This window comes from Microbacterium ureisolvens (assembly GCF_015278315.1).
Classification (GTDB): domain Bacteria; phylum Actinomycetota; class Actinomycetes; order Actinomycetales; family Microbacteriaceae; genus Microbacterium; species Microbacterium ureisolvens.
This window is the reverse complement of record NZ_JADIJE010000012.1, coordinates 40,898-58,579: the sequence shown is the minus strand read 5'-3', so window position 1 is coordinate 58,579 and position 17,682 is coordinate 40,898. Positions and strand designations below refer to the sequence as shown.

At 71.0% G+C, this 17,682-nt stretch carries 13 protein-coding genes; 8 read left to right on the top strand and 5 right to left on the bottom strand.

All coding sequences use genetic code 11. The features are described from left to right. Window positions 1-59: 59 nt before the first annotated feature. Both IM767_RS16765 and IM767_RS16760 read right to left on the bottom strand, forming a co-directional pair. Entirely contained in the window at window positions 60-641 is a 582-nt protein-coding gene (locus IM767_RS16765; RefSeq protein WP_109208593.1) for a hypothetical protein, read from the bottom strand. Window positions 642-818: 177 nt separating this feature from the next. Next, a complete protein-coding gene (locus IM767_RS16760) occupies window positions 819-2,189 on the bottom strand; it encodes an MFS transporter (RefSeq protein ID WP_109208836.1) in 1,371 nt (456 codons plus the stop codon). A gap of 84 nt (window positions 2,190-2,273) precedes the next feature. Between IM767_RS16760 and IM767_RS16755 the strand changes: the two genes are divergently transcribed. Together IM767_RS16755 and IM767_RS16750 are read left to right on the top strand one after the other, a co-directional pair. Beyond that, the gene (locus IM767_RS16755; protein ID WP_109208592.1) at window positions 2,274-3,857 is read left to right on the top strand and encodes an MFS transporter; all 1,584 of its coding nucleotides are present in this window, start codon (window positions 2,274-2,276) and stop codon (window positions 3,855-3,857) included. Next, a complete protein-coding gene (locus IM767_RS16750) occupies window positions 3,854-4,396 on the top strand; it encodes a hypothetical protein (protein WP_198426066.1) in 543 nt (180 codons plus the stop codon). Before IM767_RS16755 ends, IM767_RS16750 begins: the two co-directional genes overlap by 4 nt. Here the strand turns inward: IM767_RS16750 and IM767_RS16745 are convergent. Together IM767_RS16745 and IM767_RS16740 are read right to left on the bottom strand one after the other, a co-directional pair. Continuing rightward, entirely contained in the window at window positions 4,393-4,839 is a 447-nt protein-coding gene (locus IM767_RS16745) for a VOC family protein (RefSeq protein ID WP_109208591.1), read from the bottom strand. The genes IM767_RS16750 and IM767_RS16745 overlap by 4 nt on opposite strands. Window positions 4,840-4,958: 119 nt before the next feature. Then, the gene (locus tag IM767_RS16740; RefSeq protein ID WP_162564190.1) at window positions 4,959-8,843 is read right to left on the bottom strand and encodes a S8 family serine peptidase; all 3,885 of its coding nucleotides are present in this window, start codon (window positions 8,841-8,843) and stop codon (window positions 4,959-4,961) included. A 141-nt stretch (window positions 8,844-8,984) separates the two neighbouring features. Here IM767_RS16740 and IM767_RS21055 point away from each other — a divergent pair, with 141 nt between their 5' ends. Next, window positions 8,985-11,906 (top strand): ATP-binding protein, encoded by a 2,922-nt coding sequence (locus IM767_RS21055; protein WP_162564189.1) that lies wholly within the window; start codon window positions 8,985-8,987, stop codon window positions 11,904-11,906. Between the two features lie 27 nt (window positions 11,907-11,933). Here the strand turns inward: IM767_RS21055 and IM767_RS16730 are convergent, their stop codons facing one another. Then, a complete protein-coding gene (locus IM767_RS16730; protein ID WP_109208588.1) occupies window positions 11,934-12,356 on the bottom strand; it encodes a DUF1801 domain-containing protein in 423 nt (140 codons plus the stop codon). A gap of 207 nt (window positions 12,357-12,563) precedes the next feature. On the opposite strand from IM767_RS16730, the gene dnaK reads away from it, so the two are divergent. The 5 genes from dnaK to IM767_RS16705 all read left to right on the top strand — a co-directional run bounded on the left by dnaK (window position 12,564) and on the right by IM767_RS16705 (window position 17,600). Next, window positions 12,564-14,435: a molecular chaperone DnaK gene (dnaK, locus tag IM767_RS16725; protein WP_109208587.1), complete on the top strand. Its 1,872-nt coding sequence runs from the start codon at window positions 12,564-12,566 to the stop codon at window positions 14,433-14,435. A 3-nt stretch (window positions 14,436-14,438) separates the two neighbouring features. Beyond that, on the top strand, window positions 14,439-15,065 hold the full coding sequence (locus tag IM767_RS16720) for a nucleotide exchange factor GrpE (RefSeq protein ID WP_109208586.1): 627 nt from the start codon (window positions 14,439-14,441) through the stop codon (window positions 15,063-15,065). A gap of 13 nt (window positions 15,066-15,078) precedes the next feature. Next, window positions 15,079-16,077, top strand: coding sequence for a DnaJ C-terminal domain-containing protein (locus IM767_RS16715; RefSeq protein WP_109208585.1), 999 nt, complete (start codon window positions 15,079-15,081; stop codon window positions 16,075-16,077). A 109-nt stretch (window positions 16,078-16,186) separates the two neighbouring features. Continuing rightward, window positions 16,187-16,669 (top strand): heat shock protein transcriptional repressor HspR, encoded by a 483-nt coding sequence (locus tag IM767_RS16710; protein ID WP_109208584.1) that lies wholly within the window; start codon window positions 16,187-16,189, stop codon window positions 16,667-16,669. A 31-nt stretch (window positions 16,670-16,700) separates the two neighbouring features. Then, entirely contained in the window at window positions 16,701-17,600 is a 900-nt protein-coding gene (locus IM767_RS16705; RefSeq protein ID WP_109208583.1) for an SMP-30/gluconolactonase/LRE family protein, read from the top strand. The last annotated feature ends 82 nt before the right edge of the window (window positions 17,601-17,682 follow it).

Sequence of the window (17,682 nt, the reverse complement as noted above, 5' to 3'; positions counted from 1 at the left end):
GGTAAGGCCACAGCCTAACCCGAGTGCGGTTGCGAGGCGAGCGCGAGAATCTCGGGAGATCACCGAGAGGCGGTGTTCAGCATCCCGATCAGCACGGCCGTCCACCAGGCCGCCTGCGAGACGAGGGCGCTCCAGACGCACCAGACGCGCAGTCGGCGGGGGAGTGCGCCGAAGCGAACGCCCGCGGGGAGACGTGCGAGCTCGTCGGTCAGGCGTGTCATGGCCACGCCGTTCATCGCCGCCAGCAGCACCGCGCTCATCTTGATGACGGTGAGCGGCTGAGAGAGGTCGGGCTGCAGGAAGGCGCCCGTCGCGAACAGCCCTGCGATGCCCAGCCAGGCCAGCCCGGTGACGGTCCGCTCGACACGTCGCACGTCGTCGAGCGCCGAGCGGCGCAGCATCCAGAGCAGTCCGCTGAGCTCCAGCAGCACGGCGGCGCCGAGGCCGACGATCACCGACGCGAGGTGCCCGAACAGTGCCGGTGTGCGCAGCCACTCCGGGGGCACGACGCTCGTGCCGATCCACAGCGACACCAGCAGGGCGAGGATGACGCACCAGTACGCGACCGCCCGCTGGTGACGCGCGGCGCGAAGCCGCTCGGCGCGCAGGCGCTGCAGGTGCGAGGTCGGGCGGGTCGGCACGGCTGCTTTCGGGGTCGGCGAGGTGGCGCAGGACAGCGCGACGACCCCCCGTCGCACGGTGACGAGTCACCGAAAGCGAGGGTAGCCGATCGGGGTGACCGTCTCCGCACGCCCGCCGGTGACGGCCACGTGCCCGGAGCGACCCGAGCGCTTCTCAGCGCGGCCGAGGCCGCGCGCTCAGTCCGCGATCTTCTGCGGGGTCGCCCGCACCGGCAGCAGGAGGAGGAGCCCGGCCAGCAGCACGAGCACGATGCCGAGGATGCCGTAGTACGCCTCGCCTGACAGGGCGACGAAGAGCGCGAACATCGTCGGGGCGAGGAAGGACACCGCGCGGCCCGTCGTCGCATAGAGGCCGAACACCTCGCCCTCGCGGCCCGCCGGGATGATGCGGGCGAGGAAGGTGCGGGACGCCGACTGAGCAGGCCCGACGAACAGGCACAGCGCCAGGCCGGCGGTCCAGAACACGATCTGCCCGCCGTCGTGGAGGAAGAAGACGAGCAGGCCCGACACGACCAGTCCGATGAGCGCGGCGACGATGACCGGCTTGGCCCCGAGCTTGTCGTCGAGCGCGCCGACGGCGATCGTCGAGACCCCGGCGACGACGTTCGCCGCGATCGCGAAGATGATCACCTCACCCGCCGAGAAGCCGAAGACGGATGCCGCGAGCACACCGCCGAACGTGAAGACGCCGGCCAGACCGTCGCGGAACACCGCGCTGGCCAGCAGGAACCACACGGTGTGGCGGCTCTCGCGCCACAGTCGCGCGATGTCGCGCCCGAGCCGCGCGTAGGAGGCGAAGAAGCCGATGCGCTCACGCCGTGCGCCGGCACCGCGGTACTCCGGCACCGTGAGCAGCACCGGCAGGGCGAACAGGCCGAACCAGACCGCCGAGACGACCATCGCCAGGCGCACCGGCCAGCCGTCCTCGTCAGGCACGCCGAACAGTCCCTGGATGAAGCCGAAGTACACGATCAGCAGCAGCACGATGCCCCCGACGTACCCCATTCCCCAGCCGAAGCCGCTCACCCGGCCGATCGATCGCGGTGTCGAGACCTGCGAGAGCATCGCGTTGTAGTTGACGCCGGCGAACTCGAAGAAGATGTTGCCCGCCGCGACGAGGAGCAGGCCCAGCCACAGGTACGCGGGGTCGGGGGCGACGAACACCATCGCCGCCGTCATCGCCACGACGATGTACGTGTTCACCGCGAGCCAGAGCTTGCGGCGGCCGGACGTGTCGGAGCGCTGACCGGTGACCGGTGCGAGCAGCGCGATGAGAAGACCGGCCCCCGCCAGCGCCCAGCCCAGCTGCGCTTCGACCGTCCCGGAGGCGCCGAAGCTCTCGCTGGTGAGGTACACGGTGAAGACGAAGGTGGTGACGACCGCATTGAAGGCTGCGGACCCCCAGTCCCACAGCCCCCACGCGAGCACCGCGCGTCCGCTCGTGCGCGCCGGGCCGTCCGCGTCGACCGCGGCGGCCATGGCGTCGGTCGGCGTGGTGCCGGCGAAATCGGGCAGCCGGGAGGCGGGGGGCGTGTCGGAAGAGTTCATGTCGGACACTGAGGACCCCTTCGCTGAACGGCTGGTGCGGATTCACCGTAGCGCTCGGAAGCGTCGCGGTGGTTTGCTTCGTTCATGACAGGTGATTCTGCCGCTGCAGCGCCCTTCAACGGGCGCCTCGCGCTCCTTCTCGCCATGGCGATGTTCGTGCTCGTCGTCGACACCTCGATCATGAACGTCTCGATATCGGCGGTGGTGCAGGAGCTCGGTACGACGGCGAGCGGCGTGCAGGGGGCGATCGCGCTGGAGGCGCTGGTCTCGGCGGCGTTCATCCTCATCGGCGGCAAGACAGGCGACCTCATCGGCCGCAAGCTGGCTTACATCCTGGGGCTGTGCGGGTACGCGGTCGGCGCGGTCGCGATGACGTTCGCCACGAGCCTGACCGCGGTCATCATCTTCTGGGCGCTGATCGGCGGGATCGGGGCATCCCTCCTCCTCCCGTCCATGCAGTCGCTCATCCACGGCAACTTCGCCGGCGAGCACCAGAAGCGTGTGTACGCACTGGTCGGTGCGTCGGCGGCGATCGCCGCCGCCGTCGGGCCGCTCCTCGGCGGCTTCATCACGACGTTCTGGTCCTATCGCGTCGCGTTCGGACTCGAGGCGCTGATCATCCTGGTGGTGCTGCTCGGGGTCGGGCTCGTGAAGGACGTGAAGTATCACGGTGACCGGTCGATCGACCTCGTCGGGGCCGGTCTGTCGGTGATCGGCATGGGCGGCGTGGTGCTCGGCATCCTGGTGTGGCAGGAGGGCGGCGGCTACGTCGGCCTGATCATCGGCCTGGGTGCGGTCGCGCTCGGTGGCCTGGCGTGGTGGCTCAACGCGCGAAAGAAGAAGGGCAAGCCGGTCCTGCTGGACCCGGCGCTGTTCTCGTCGAAGCCGTTCCGCACCGGCGTGAGCGGGCAGCTGCTGCAGCAGATCGCTCTCGGCGGCACCATGATCGTGCTGCCGCTGTACCTGCAGATGGTGCTCGAGTACAACGCGCTGCAGGCCGGGCTCTCGATCGCGCCGCTGTCGCTGAGCATGTTCGCGGTCGCGATCTGGGCGGGACGGCGCGGCAAGGGGCGCCCCGCGAATCTGATCCTTATCGGGTTCTCGCTCGCGGCGGTGGGTCTCATCGCCATCGTCCCGCTGGTGCCGATCGCCGACACCGGGTGGTGGCTCACGGTGCCGCTCATCGTCGCCGGCTCGGGCCTGGGCCTGCTCGTCTCGCAGCTCAACAACTACACGCTCTCGCCGATCTCCGACGAGCGGGTCAGCGAGGCCGCCGGGGTCAACTCCGCGGCGGGCTCGTTCGGTCTCTCGTTCGGGCTCGCGTTCGCCGGTGCCATCATGCTCGCCACCCTCGCGGCGTCGTTCACCTCCCTCGCCTACTCGAGCACGGTCCTGACGAGAGACCAGCAGGAGCAGGTGGCCACCGTCCTCGAGGAGGACGCCGAGCTGATGTCGAACTCCGGCTTGGAAGAGCTGCTGGCGGACGAGCCTCCCGAGGCCGCGGACGAGGTGGTCCGCATCAACACCGAGGCGCGGCACCTCGCCCTGCAGGTGGCCCTCGTGATCCCGATCCTCGCGGCGCTGCTCGGCGTGCTCAACGCCTTCCGGATGCGGCGGCTGCCCGATCCGAAGGCCAGCGCCGCCGCGGAAGGGACGCTCCTCGGGTGAGCAGACGCAGCCGCACCGACCGCGCGAGGGAGCACCTGGAGCGGGTCGAAGGCGGGGAGCAGGCGGTCGTCGCCTACTTCAAGGAGCGGGTCTACGCGACCTTCACCGGACTGGCGATCGTGCTGGTGGTGGCTTCCAGCGAGCACGCTGAGGCCGACCACGCATTCTGGGCGCTGATCCTCGGCGTGGTGGGCATCACCGCCGCCGGGTTCGTGTCGGACGTCATCTCGCACCTATCGGTGCACCGGACCTTCCCGGGCAGGACCGACCTCATCATCTCCACGCGCATCGCCGGGGGCGCGCTGGGCACCCTGCTGACGCCCGGCATCCTGCTGCTGCTCGCCCTGCTCGAAGTCATGCCGCTCGAGACTGCGCTGCGGGCATCCGCCATCGTCTACATCGCCACCCTCGCCGTCATCGGCTGGTTCGCGGTGCGCCGCTCCGATCTGGCGTGGTGGAAGCAGGTGATCGCGCTGGCGATCCTGGTCGCGCTGGGACTCCTCGTCGTCGGCCTGCAGACCCTCGCGCACTCGATCTAGCCGGAGCGCCCCGCGTCCTGCTCGCCGTCGCCCGGGCGCTCGGCGTCCTCGCGCGGCGGGTTGTGCATGAACTCGATGCGGATGCCGTTGTCGTCTTCGAGGAACGACGCGTAGTAGCGGTCGTTGAAGCGCGGGTAGAGCTTCGGCTCGCGCACCGGCGTCCAGCCCGCCGCGAGGGCGATCGCGTGGAGCCGGTCGACCTCCGCACGCGAGTCGACCGCGAAGGCGAGGTGCTGCCAGCCGACCCGGCCGTGCCGGTGCGGACCGGAGCCTGCTTCGCGCGCGGGGAAGAGGATCAGCTCGGTCTCACCCTCGGTGTGCCATGAGACGCCGTTGTCGGCGTCGTAGCGGGTGAGTCCCAGGGCGTCCATCACGGGATGGAACTGTGCGATCGCGCGGGGGAGGTCCTCGACGGTGATGCCGAGGTGATCGAAGACGGGCATCCCGGCAGTCTTCCAGATCGCGTTCCGGCGCCGTCGCGCCGCGGTGGTGTGGCTCCCGGTCGCACAGAAGCGGCGGCGCCGCCCCGATCGGGACGGCGCCGCCGAGCGGACGGATCGGCTCAGCCGACCGGCACCGGCGCGAAGTACGCCAGCGTCGTCATGTCGGAGTCGCCCTCCATCTCCCCTTCCAGCACCGCGCTGCCGCCGGTGACGAAGACCCGGAGGACGCCGTCCGCCGTGATGTCACTGGTGATCGCGGTGGCGGAGTCGGAACCCAAGCCGGCGTCGTAAGTCGCCGACCAGACCTGCTCGCCGGTCGCGAGGGAGTAGGCGAACGTCCCGTAGTCCCGTCGCGCGACGCTGTCCTCGATGAATCCGCTGACGATGACGTGGCGGCCGTCCGGCGTCACCGTGACCGCCTGCGAGATGTCCATGGAGTTCACCGCCGACCCGTTCTGGCGCGCGACCCACCGCTGCGCGCCCGTCGCGGTGTCGTAGGCGATGGTGGCGTAGTCCGCGTCACCGGCCACACCATCCGAGTTGCCGGTCACCACGAGAGTGGCGCCGTCCGGCGACACGATGGACGTCCGCGGGGCCTCCGTCGCGGCACCGGGACCGTCGTAGCGGCTGGTCCACAGCTCGTCTCCGGTCGCGCCGTCGTAGGCGATGGTCGTCCAGTCGCTGCTGTCGGCGGTGCTCGACCCCGTCACGAACACGGTGCCGTCCGTGCCGATGGCGACGGTCGTCGCGACGTCGAGCCAGTGCGCGGGACCGCTGTACTGCTCGGCCCACAGCTGCGCGCCGGTGACGGCGTCGTAGGCGACCGTGCCGAACACCGCCAGGCCCGTGCCCTCCGGTCCGGTGCTCTGCCCGGTCACCACGACCGTGGTGCCGTCGGGGCTCACCGCGATGTCGCGCGCGTCCTCGGTGCCCTGGACCGGTCCGTCGAAGTACGAGATCCACTTGCGCTCGCCGGTCGCGGCGTCGTACGCGATGGTGGCGTAGTCGAGGGACTGCTCCTTCGTCACGTAGCCCGTGACGAACACCAGCTTCCCGTCGGGACTCGTGGTCAGGCCGCTCACGAGGTCGCCCAGCCCCTTCTCGTCGAAGCGCTGGAGCCACAGCTGCTCGCCGCTGACCGCGTCGTACGCGATCGTGAGGTAGTCGGACTCGGTGCCGTCACCGCTCGACGTGCCCGCGACGAACACCTTCGACCCATCAGGGCTCAGCCCGAAGCCCGAAAGCTCGTCGCCGCCCTGGACAGGACCGTCATAGGTCTTCGACCACAGCTCTTCACCCGTCGCGGGGTCGTAGGCGGCGGTGACGAAGTCGGGGCTGAACGTCCCGAAGCCCGCGGGGTAGCTGTTGCCGGCGACGATCAGCCGTGCGCCGTCGGGTGTGACCTCCGTGCCGAACGCGACGTCGCTGGCGTCGCCGAAGGCGTTGGGGGTCCCGTCGAAGCGCGCCTCCCACGTCTCAGAGCCGTTGCGCGCGCCGCGCACGACGATCGGGCTGCGGACGGTGTGATCACCGTCGGTCCACGTGAGCTGACCGGCCAGGGCCTGGGTGCTCGCACCCTCCGGAACAGCCAGCGTGACGGCGAACCGCGCGCTCTCGCCGGGCTGGAGCGTCAGGGTGCTCGGCTCCACCGAGACCTCCAGGCCCTCGAGGCCGGTCACCTCCGCGCGATACGTGCTCGCCGTGGCGCCCACGTTGGTCACCTCCCGAGTGACGGTCTGTCCCGCCCCGCCGAGGCGGCCCACCGCGATCGACGCGAGATTGAGGTCGCTCGCGTCCAGCGAGTGCCCGGCCGCCTCCAGGTCGTCGCACGTCTGCTCCGCGACGCCGTTCGAGGTGCCGCACAGGAACGCCAGCCAGTCCTGCGTGCCGCTGTCGTACACGAGGCCGGGGTCCACGGCGGAGCTCGGGGCGACGTGGCCGGCGCCCTGCCCGTAGAGGACCGCAGGGTCAGTCGGGTCGGCGTCGAGCACGTCGGTGCCGGTCGTCATGAGCGCGGACTTGATCATCATCGGCGACCAGTCCGGGTGCAGATCAGCGAGCAGCGCGGCCAGGCCCGCGACATGCGGCGCCGACATCGACGTTCCGCTCATCAGGTTGAACTCAGCACCGGCCTGCCCGGGCGGCGCGACGGCCGCGAGGATGTCCTGTCCGGGCGCGATGAGGTCGGGCTTGAGCAGGTCGCCGGCCGCGGCGGCGCTGGGGCCGCGCGACGAGAACTCCGCGACCAGGGGCGCAGGGGTGTCGAGGTCGATCTCGTATTGAGCGATCGTCGCCGTGGCGCCGCCCGTCCCGGCATAGGCCTTGATCGCGTCGCGGTGGGTGTCGGTGACGTGCACGCTCGGGACGGCCTGGAAGTCGGCCACGACGTTTTCGGGCCCGGTGTTGACGAGCACCATGCCGGCGCCGCCGGCCTCGGCCACCGCGCGGCCCTTGTTGACGCGGGCCGTCTCGCCGCGATCGCAGACCACGATCTTGCCGGCCACCAGAGCGGGGTCGAGGACAGCCGCCCCCTCGTTGTCGACCGCGGCCCAGCATTGCGCGGCCTTCTCCGGCGCCACGCCGGGAAGTCCCGCCCGGGCGGCGTCGATGAGCGGCACGGGGCCGACGCTCTTCGGAGCCGCGGAGGCTCCTGCGATGTTCATGCCGTCGCCCAGCGTCACGGAGCCGACGAGGCTGCGGTTGTGCGTCCCCGCTGCCACGGTCGTCACCCACGGCGACGGGTGTGCGACACTGCTCGCCGCCGGCCCGTCGTTGCCGGCGGAGGCTGCCACGAAGATGCCGCTGGCGGCCGCGTTCAGGAACGCCGACTCGACGGGGTCGAGCAGGTCGCTCATCGTCCCCGATACCGAGAAGTTGATGACGTCGACGCCGTCTGCCACGGCCTGGTCGACCGCGGCGACGATGTCGGACGTGTAGCCGTTGGCTGTGGAGCCGTCCTCCGCCGACCACAGGGCCTTGTAGGCCGCCACGCGCGCACGCGGCGCGATGCCGCTGACCTCGCCCAGCCCGGCGGCCGGGCCGGTGACCTCCACGCCGTGGTTGCCCGCCGCGGTCGCGGCGGTGTGCGTGCCGTGCCCGTTGTAGTCGCGGGGCGAGAGGAACTCCCACGGAAGCTCCTCCGCGATCCCGGCGTCGCCGCCCCAGCCCGCGTTGAAGTGCCGTGCCCCGACCAGCTTCTTGTTGCACAGCTGCGCGGTCCACGAATCGTCGCCGACGGTCTTCTTCGTCTCGCACACGCCGGCGAACTTCACCGGCTGGTAGACGACCTTCGAGCCGCCCCCGCTGACGTCGCGGTCGGAGAAGCTCGGGCTCTCGGGCCAGATCCCCGAGTCGATCACGCCGATCACGATGTCGCCGCCGGCGCCCGGGACCCGCGGGGACCCCTCCGGCCCGCCGAGCTGCTCCCACACCCCGCCGGGCGCGTCGACACCGAGGAACGAGGGCGTGTCGGCGGTCGAGGACTCCACGAGCCGATCGGGGGTGACCGACACGACGTCGGGCTGCGCGAGCAGTTCGGCCGCCTGCGCCGCCGTGAGCTCCGCCGAGAACCCGTCGAACGAGTAGACGTATTGCTGCTCGGGCGCCCCCTTGCTCACTTTCGCGAGCGCGGCGCGCTGCTTGCCGCGCAGGTGCTCCGAATAGGCGGCGACGTCGGGCGACGCGGGGTCCACCTTCTTGCCCTTCTCCGGACGGGTGCCCTTCAGGCCGGCGTCGCCACCCGCGTACGACGCGACCGGAGCCTGCGCCATCTGCACGATGTAGGTCTGAGGCCCGGTCGCCTCGGGTGCTGCCGGAGCGGCTCCCGGAGCGGCTCCCGGGGTGGTCACGTGGATCTCCGCCTCCGTGTCCGCCTCGCCCCCTGCATCCGGGAGCGGCGCCGCCACCCCTGCCTGCGCTCCGCCCGCGAGCAGGGCGGTCGTGGCAAGCGCGGCCAGCCACCACCTCCCGCCGCCGAGCGCTCCTGTCGATCCTGTACGTGGCATAGTGCCCTCCGAGTCGTTCCGCGCGACGCGCGCGATGGGTCCGCTGTCGGGACGCTAAGCGGGGAAGCATCACCGAAACATCCGTGTTTTACACTGAAGATTGCTCGCACGAAGCAGCACGGATCGAATCAGGAACTGAATTTGGCCCAGGTCAGCGCCCATTACGGCCCTGATTCCCTGCCGCCGTCCATCGGGGCGGCGCTCGTCGGACGAGACCGCGACCTGCAACTCCTCCGGGCGTCGCTGTCGCATCCGCCGTCTCTCACGGTGGTCGAGGGCGAGGCCGGCATCGGCAAGAGCCGCCTCGTGCGGGAGCTGGTCCGCGACCCGGCGCTGTCGGGCATCCGGGTGCTGGTCGGCCAGTGCGAACAGCTGCACGAGCCCTTCCCCCTCGGACCCGTGCTCGACGCGCTCTCGCACGCGGCCGGGTGGATCGTGCCGGAGCGCCTCGGTGCGGTCGCCGGTGCTCTGGCACCGCTCATGCCTGAGCTCGCGCATCTGCTGCCGCCCCCGCCCGACCCCGCCCTGGATGCCGGTGCGGCCCGGCATCAGGTGTTCCGTGCCGTCGCGGCGCTCCTGCAGCATGTCGGCCCCGTCGCACTCGTGCTCGAAGACGCCCAGTGGGCGGACAGCGGCACGTTCGACCTGCTGACCTTCCTGGCGTTCCATCAGCCTGACGATGTCGCGGTGCTCGTGACGACGCGGGGAGGTCCGCTGCCGATCGCCGAGGCGTTCGCCCGTGCGCCGGCGGGTCCGGCGACGCTGCTGACCCTCGCGCCGCTGGACGGCGCCGAGGTGCAGGAGCTCGCCCGGCACACTCTGGGTGTCGAGCTCTCGGCCTCCGTCGCCGCCGATCTGCGCGAGAAGACGGGCGGCGTCCCCTTCGTGCTCGAGGAGGTGCTCCGCTCGCTGAGCGAGCGCCTGCCCGAGCGGCCCGATCTCCTCGACCGGCTCGCCGTGCCCACCGCGCTGCGCGACGTCATGCTGCAGCGGCTCTCGGGGCTCGACCCGGTCGCCCGCGAGATCGTGGGGATCGCGTCCGTCCTGTCGCGCCGGGTGGATGTGGAACTCCTGGCATTCGTCGCCGAGCGCTCCCCACGCGAAGTGGTCGACGCCGTCGTGAGTGCTCAAGCGGTCGGGGTGCTCCAGGATGAGGACGACCGTCCTCAGTTCCGCCACGCGCTCGCCCAGCAGGCGGTCTACGAGAGCCTGCCTGCGACCAGCCGCCGCTGGCTCCACGCACGTGCGGCCGTGGTCATCGCCGCCCGCCCCGGACCGACGCCGAGCGCACGCCTTGCCTATCACAGCAAGCGCGCCGGGAACATCGTGGAGTTCGTCCGTCACGCCGAGCAGGCGGCCGACCTCGCCGTCGCCCGCGGCGACGACTCCGCCGCGGCCCGGTTCCTCCTCGACGTCGTCGAGTCCGGCGCGATCCCGCAGGAGACCAGGCTGCGGGTGGCGGCGCGGCTGGGGCGCGTGGCCATCGACGGCCTCGCGCACGCGGAGGCCGTGCCGATCCTCACGCGGCTGCTGGAGGGCGGTTCGCTCGAGCCGTCGCTGCGCGGCGAACTGCGCTTCGCGCTGGGACGGATGCTGCGCCAGCAGGGATTCGCGAGAGCGGGGTTCGAGCAGATCGAGCTCGCGCTGCCCGACCTCGGCGACCAGCCGGCGCTCGCCGCACGCGCTCTCGCGGTGCTCGCGGTGCCCGAGAACGACGTCGAGGTCACCGTCGGCCAGCACCTCGCGTGGGCGGAACTGGCCGAGCGGGTCGCGCGTGACAGCGCGGACCCCGCGGTCGAGCTCTCCGTGCGGATCGCGCACGCCTCGCTGCTGCTGGAGCAGGGCGATCCCGCCGCGCTGACGCTGATCGACGAGACGCGCCAGTCTCCCGCCTTCACCGCCGACCCCCGCGAGCACATCCGCGCCTGTCTGAACTGGGCACAGGGACACCTGCACGGCGGCCGTGTGCCGCGTGCGGAGGCGCTCCTCGCCGAAGCGCGCGACGTGGTCGCACAGGCCGGCTACGTGCGGGTCGCAGGGGTGGTGGAGCTGGTGACCCACCTGACCGATTTCGCCGCCGGCCGGTGGGAGGCGATCGCCGAGCGCGTCGACGCTTTCCTCGACCAGCCGTCGGAGTTCGGTGGTGCCGAACTGGACGCGCGACTGCTGCAGGCATCGCTTCTCGCCGCCACCGGCAGCGCCGCCGACGCTGCCCGAGCGCTGCGCGGCGTGATCGCCGACGCGGAACGGCTCGGGGCGGTGTGGCCGCTCGTCGCAGCGCGCGCGACGCTCGCGCGACTGATGCTGGCGGTCGGCGACCCGACAGCTGCGGTGCAGCAGTCGGCGACGGCTCTTGAGCTCGTCCGCGCGAAGGGCATGTGGGCCTGGGGTGGCGAGATCCTGCAGTGTCTCGTCGAGGCGCGGGCGGACCTGGGCGATCTCGCCGACGCGCAGGATCTGGTCGACGAGCTGTCCGACCGGACGCGAGGAGCGGATGCGCCGCTGGTTCGCGCCGCGATCCTCACCGCGCGCGCGATCCTCGCCGAGGCGGGGGAGGGGCGGACCGCCGCCGATCTGAGCGCGGTGGAGCGGATGCTCGCCGAGGCGGTCGCGGCGCTGCGCGAGGGCGGCACCCGGGTCGCCGAGGCTCGGGCAGCCGAGCGGCTGGGTGCATTCCGGCTGGCGCAGGGCGATGACAGCGGGGCGGCCGTGCTCGAATCCGCGCTCGCCGTCTTCGGCGAGCTCGGTGCGCGGCGCGACTTCTCGCGGGTCGCCCGCACGATGCGGGAGCACGGCATCGCGCTCCCCGCGCGCTGGAGGGGCGGCCGCCGGGCACTCGGCGTGGAGCTGTCCGAACGCGAGCGCGAGGTCGCGGAGCTGGCAGCCGCCGGACTCACCAACAAGGAGATCGCCGCCGAGCTCTTCCTGTCGCTGCGGACGGTCGAGAGCCACATGTCCAAGGTGCTGCAGAAGCTCGGGGCGCCGTCACGCCGAGAACTGGCCGATGCGCTCCACGGCGCGATCCCGGCGCCGCCCTCGGGTGCGGCATCCGTCGCCTTCTGAACGACCAGGCGCGCAGAGTCGTGCGCGTCACGGAACCGGGTCGTCGCCGCGGGCCCACGCGATGGCGATGAGGCGTCGCAGCACGTCCAGGTCGATGTCGTCGAGCTTCTTCACGTAGATGCAGCCCGCGCCCTCGGTGTAGGTGCCCAGCCGCGGAAGCAGCGCCGCTGACTCGGGCAGGTCCTTCAGCCCGTACAGCGACAGCTGCGCCTTGCGCGGGGAGAAGCCGGTCTTCGGCCAGTCGCCCTGCCGCTTCGGATCCGACGGCGAGACGTAGCGGTAGCTTCCGTAGCCGACCATCGACGGTCCCCACAGGACCGGCTCGGCGCCGGTGACCTCGCGGAAGATGTCGGCCAGGGCGAGTCCGTCCTCGCGGCGACGCGCGGGCGTGGCCGCCTCGAGGAACGTCGAGACGTCCGCCTCCGTCGGCTGGGTCTTGATCTCTCCCACGCCGTCATTATCGTCCCGCGGCACCGCGAGGCAAGTTGAGTCGGCTCATATCAACTTTGATTTGACGGATGCCGCACCCCGGCGTATGGTTGAGCCATCGCGACTCAACCCTCCATCGGTCCGTGAGCCGGCCGGAGGGCGCGAGAAGACTTCCGCAGAACCCCGGGTGGCGGCATCCGTCTCCACCCACACGAAGGAGAGAAACACATGGCACGTGCTGTTGGAATCGACCTCGGTACGACCAACTCGGTCGTGAGCGTCCTCGAGGGCGGCGAGCCCAAGGTCATCGCGAACGCCGAGGGCTTCCGCACGACCCCTTCGGTCGTCGCGTACACCAAGGACGGCGAGGTGCTGGTCGGCGAGACCGCCAAGCGCCAGGCCGTCACCAACGTCGACCGCACCGTCTCGTCGGTCAAGCGCCACATGGGCACCACGTGGGGCTTCGACGTCGACGGCAAGCGCTGGACGCCGCAGGAGATCTCCGCGCGCATCCTCCAGAAGCTCAAGCGCGACGCCGAGCAGTACCTCGGTGACACGGTGACGGATGCCGTCATCACCGTCCCCGCCTACTTCAACGACGCCGAGCGCCAGGCCACCAAGGAGGCCGGCGAGATCGCGGGCCTGAACGTCCTGCGCATCATCAACGAGCCGACCGCGGCGGCCCTGGCCTACGGCCTGGACAAGGGCAAGGAGGACGAGCTCATCCTCGTCTTCGACCTCGGTGGCGGAACCTTCGACGTCTCCCTCCTCGAGGTGGGCAAGGACGACGACTTCTCGACCATCCAGGTGCGCGCGACCGCCGGTGACAACCGCCTCGGCGGCGACGACTGGGACCAGCGGCTCGTCGACTACCTGATCAAGCAGTTCAAGGACACCACCGGTGTCGACGTCTCGGGCGACAAGATCGCGCTGCAGCGCCTCAAGGAGGCCGCCGAGCAGGCCAAGAAGGAGCTCTCCTCGTCGACGAGCACCTCGGTCAACCTGCCGTACCTGTCGCTGACCGACTCGGGCCCCGTGTCGCTGTCGGAGACGATCACCCGCGCCAAGTTCGAGGACCTCACCAAGGACCTCCTCGACCGCACCAAGAAGCCCTTCGAGGACGTCATCCGCGAGGCGGGCATCAAGGTGGGCGACATCGACCACGTCGTGCTCGTCGGCGGCTCGACCCGCATGCCCGCGGTGTCGGAGCTCGTGAAGAAGGAGACCGGCGGCCAGGAGCCCAACAAGGGCGTGAACCCGGACGAGGTCGTCGCCGTCGGAGCGGCCCTGCAGGCCGGCGTCCTCAAGGGCGAGCGCAAGGACGTCCTCCTCATCGACGTGACCCCCCTGAGCCTCGGCATCGAGACCAAGGGCGGCATCATGACGAAGCTCATCGAGCGCAACACGGCCATCCCGACCAAGCGCTCGGAGACCTTCACCACCGCTGACGACAACCAGCCGTCGGTCGCCATCCAGGTCTTCCAGGGCGAGCGCGAATTCACGCGCGACAACAAGCCGCTGGGCACCTTCGAGCTGACCGGTATCGCGCCGGCTCCGCGCGGCATCCCGCAGATCGAGGTCACCTTCGACATCGACGCGAACGGCATCGTCCACGTGTCGGCGAAGGACAAGGGCACCGGCAAGGAGCAGTCGATGACCATCACCGGCGGCTCGTCGCTGCCGAAGGACGACATCGAGCGCATGGTGCGCGAGGCCGAGGAGCACGCCGCCGACGACAAGAAGCGTCGCGAGGCCGCCGAGGTGCGCAACCAGGCCGAGACCCTCTCGTACTCGATCGAGAAGCTCATCAAGGAGAACGAGGACAAGCTCCCCGAGGACGTCAAGACCGAGGTCCAGGGCGACGTCGATGCCCTCAAGACCGCTCTCGCGGGCGAGGACGACGACGCTGTGAAGACGGCGTTCGACAAGCTCAACCAGAGCCAGGGCAAGCTGGGCGAGGCGATCTACGCCTCCGGCCAGGCTGCGCAGGCGGGCCCCGATGGCGGCGCCGAGGCTCCGGCCGGCGACCAGGGCGAGACGACCCCCGATGAGGATGTCGTCGACGCCGAGGTCGTGGACGACGAGGACGAGAAGAAGTAACCCATGGCGAACAAGGACCACAACCCGGAACCGGTCGAAGAACCGCGCGACGGCGAAGAGGTCCGGCCTGAGGGCGAGGGGTCGGAGGCGAACGCCTCCGGCCCCGCGCCGCAGGACGGGCAGGGCGAGCAGGACGAGGCGCTCACGGTGGACGACATCCTCGGCGCCGCGCAGAACGCCGACGCCGCGGCCGAGGACGCCGTGCTCGCCGACCTCGAGTCGGCACTGCTGAACGACCTCAAGCGTCTGCAGGCCGAGTACGCCAACTACCGCCGCCGCACCGAGGAGCAGCGAGAGGTCGAGTTGCAGCGCGCGCAGGGTGCCGTCGCCAAGGGCCTGCTGCCGGTGCTCGACGACCTCGACCGCGCCGAGAAGCACGGCGATCTCGAAGAGGGCTCCGCCTTCGCCGCGATCGCCGACAAGCTGCGCGGCGTCGCCGAGCGCATCGGCCTCATCACCTACGGCGCCGCCGGCGAGGTGTTCGACCCGCAGCAGCACGAGGCGATCTTCCAGGTCCCCACCCCGGGCGCGGACGAGCCGACGATCCTGGAGGTCGTCGAGATCGGCTACCGCCTGGGCTCGGTGGAGCTGCGTCCGGCGAAGGTCGTCGTCGCGGTGCCGGCCGAGTAGTCCAGGAGGACCCATGGCCAGTCAGGACTGGTTCGACAAGGACTTCTACTCGGTGCTCGGCGTCTCGAAGGACGTCAGCGATGCCGACCTGAAGAAGACCTACCGCAAGCTCGCGCGGAAGTACCACCCCGACTCCAACCAGGGCGACGCCGCCGCAGAGGCGAAGTTCAAGGAGATCAGCGAGGCGTACTCGGTGCTCTCCGACGCGGAGCAGCGCAAGGAGTACGACCAGATCCGCGCGATGGGCTCGGGCGCCCGCTTCACGGCGGGCGGCCAGGGCGGCGCCGGCGGCTTCGAGGACGTCTTCTCGATGTTCAACCAGGGTCGCGGCGCTCGCTATCAGAGCGCCGAGGACTTCGACGACATCTTCGCGATGTTCAATCAGCAGCAGGGCGGCACGGGCTTCGGCTCGGGGCGGTTCGGGCAGCCGACCGGCGGCTTCCGCGGCTACGGCGGCCCGACCCGCGGCGCCGACGTCACGGCACGCACGACGATCGACTTCGTCACGGCGACCAAGGGCGAGACGATCACCCTGCAGGGCGAGGACGGCAAGCCGTTCAAGGTGAAGATCCCCGCGGGCGTCGCCGACGGACAGAAGATCCGGCTGCGCGGTCGCGGACGCCGCTCGCCCGACGGCGGCGAGAACGGCGACATCGTGGTGCAGGTGACGGTGCGCCCGCACCCGGTGTTCACCCGGGACGGGCTCAATCTGCGCGTGACCGTTCCGGTGACCTTCACCGAGGCGGCGCTCGGCGCGACCATCGAGGTGCCGACCCTGGGGGGTGACCCCGTGCGGCTGCGCGTCGCACCCGGCACGCCCTCGGGGCGGGTGCTGCGGGTGAAGGGCCGGGGCGTGGAGACGAGCAAGGGCACCGGCGATCTGCTCGCCGAGGTGCAGGTCGCGGTGCCGTCGCACCTCGACGACGCCGCCCGCGAGGCGCTCGAGCGCTTCCAGAGCCTCGAGCCCAAGGAGAACCCGCGCGCCGACCTCATGACGAAGGCGCGGGGCTGACATGCGTGCCGAGAACAGGAGATCTGACGAAAGCAGGGTGATTTCGCGTGAAACGTCCTACCTTCGTCAGATCTCCTGTTCTCGCAAGCGCTGACGAGGAGGTGACGAAATGACCGAGGACGACATCGACGAGGATGCCCCGATCTTCGCGATCGCCGTCGCAGCCGAGCTGTCGGGCATGCACCCGCAGACGCTCCGTCAATACGACCGGCTCGGACTCGTCGTGCCCGCCCGCACGCAGGGCGGATCGCGGCGGTACTCGCTCCGGCACGTGGAGCAGCTCCGCGAGGTCGCGCGCATGTCGTCGGATGGCATCGGCCTGCCCGCGATCGTGCGCATCCTCGAGCTCGAGAACCGCGTGCAGGAGCTGCACGGCCGCGTCCGCGACCTCGAAGACCGCATGCGCGCCGAGCTCGAGAAGCGCCCCGGCGCCCGTGTGTTCGCCGCGGGCTCGACCGGCGCGGTCGTGACCCTGCGCCACGGCACCCGCGTCCGCCGCGCGACCGAGGTCGTGGTGTGGCGGCCGCGGACACCGCTCGAGCAGCCGGGCGCGGGCGAGACCGGCGACCCACCCCCGACCGCGACCCGCTGAGGCCTGACGGCGTCCTGGAGAGGTGTGCAGCATGGCCGGTGAGCGGCTTCCCGCGGTCTACGAGGTCTTCGACGAGCGGTTCGCCGACGTCGCGGGTGACCGCTACCTCGAGCGGGTGTTCGACGACGGCCGGTGGCTCGAGGGCCCCGCGTACCATCCCGCTCACCGCATCGTGCTGTTCAGCGACATCCCGAACGAGCGAGTTCTGCGGTACGACGAGCGCACCCGGCGCATCGATGTGATCGACACGGCATCCGGGTACGCCAACGGGCGGACCGTCGACGCCGAAGGCCGATTCATCTCGTGCGAGCACGGCGGCCGCCGCGTCGTCCGGCTCGAGCACGACGGCACGACGGGGGTCATCGCCGACTCGTACGGCGGGCATCCGCTGAACAGCCCGAACGACGTCGCGGTGCACCCGGACGGCGCGATCTGGTTCACCGACCCCACGTACGGCATCGTGAGCGACTACGAAGGCGGCATGGCCGAGCCGCGTCAACCGGTGCGCGGCGTGTACCGGGTCTCGGGCGGCTCGAGCTCCCTCGAGATCGGCGTGCTGGATCAGCCGAACGGCATCGCCTTCGGAGCCGGCGGCCGCACGGTGTTCGTCACCGACAGCGGTTCGCCCGCGATCTGGCGCGCGGCGGTGGGCGCGGACGGGTCAGCCGAGCAGCCGGAGCAGATCGCAGCGGCCGACGTCGTGTACGACGGCATCCGGGTGGATGCGCGGGGCCGCCTCTGGGTGGCCGCGGCCGACGGCGTGCGATGCCACGCGCCCGACGGTGCGCTCATCGGGCGGATCCCTCTGCCGGACGCGGTGGCGAACCTCGAGTTCGGGGGTCCGCAGCGCAACGTCCTGTACATCACCGCGACGACGGCTCTCTACGTCCTGCGCACCACCGTCCGAGGTGCGGTCGCCGGCGTGCAGTGACGCCGGACATCAGCCGCTGCCTGACGAGGCCGCGTCAGCACCGCGAAGGGAGGGGACGGATGCCGCCCCCTCCCTCGCGCGT

Excerpts from the sequence above, each read along its gene's own strand:
- IM767_RS16760 (WP_109208836.1), bottom strand. The coding sequence starts at position 2,189 with ATGAACTCTTCCGACACGCCCCCCGCCTCCCGGCTGCCCGATTTCGCC.
- IM767_RS16755 (WP_109208592.1), top strand. The coding sequence starts at position 2,274 with ATGACAGGTGATTCTGCCGCTGCAGCGCCCTTCAACGGGCGCCTCGCG.
- IM767_RS16745 (WP_109208591.1), bottom strand. The coding sequence starts at position 4,839 with ATGCCCGTCTTCGATCACCTCGGCATCACCGTCGAGGACCTCCCCCGC.
- IM767_RS16740 (WP_162564190.1), bottom strand. The coding sequence starts at position 8,843 with ATGCCACGTACAGGATCGACAGGAGCGCTCGGCGGCGGGAGGTGGTGG.
- dnaK (WP_109208587.1), top strand. The coding sequence starts at position 12,564 with ATGGCACGTGCTGTTGGAATCGACCTCGGTACGACCAACTCGGTCGTG.
- IM767_RS16720 (WP_109208586.1), top strand. The coding sequence starts at position 14,439 with ATGGCGAACAAGGACCACAACCCGGAACCGGTCGAAGAACCGCGCGAC.
- IM767_RS16715 (WP_109208585.1), top strand. The coding sequence starts at position 15,079 with ATGGCCAGTCAGGACTGGTTCGACAAGGACTTCTACTCGGTGCTCGGC.
- IM767_RS16710 (WP_109208584.1), top strand. The coding sequence starts at position 16,187 with ATGACCGAGGACGACATCGACGAGGATGCCCCGATCTTCGCGATCGCC.
- IM767_RS16705 (WP_109208583.1), top strand. The coding sequence starts at position 16,701 with ATGGCCGGTGAGCGGCTTCCCGCGGTCTACGAGGTCTTCGACGAGCGG.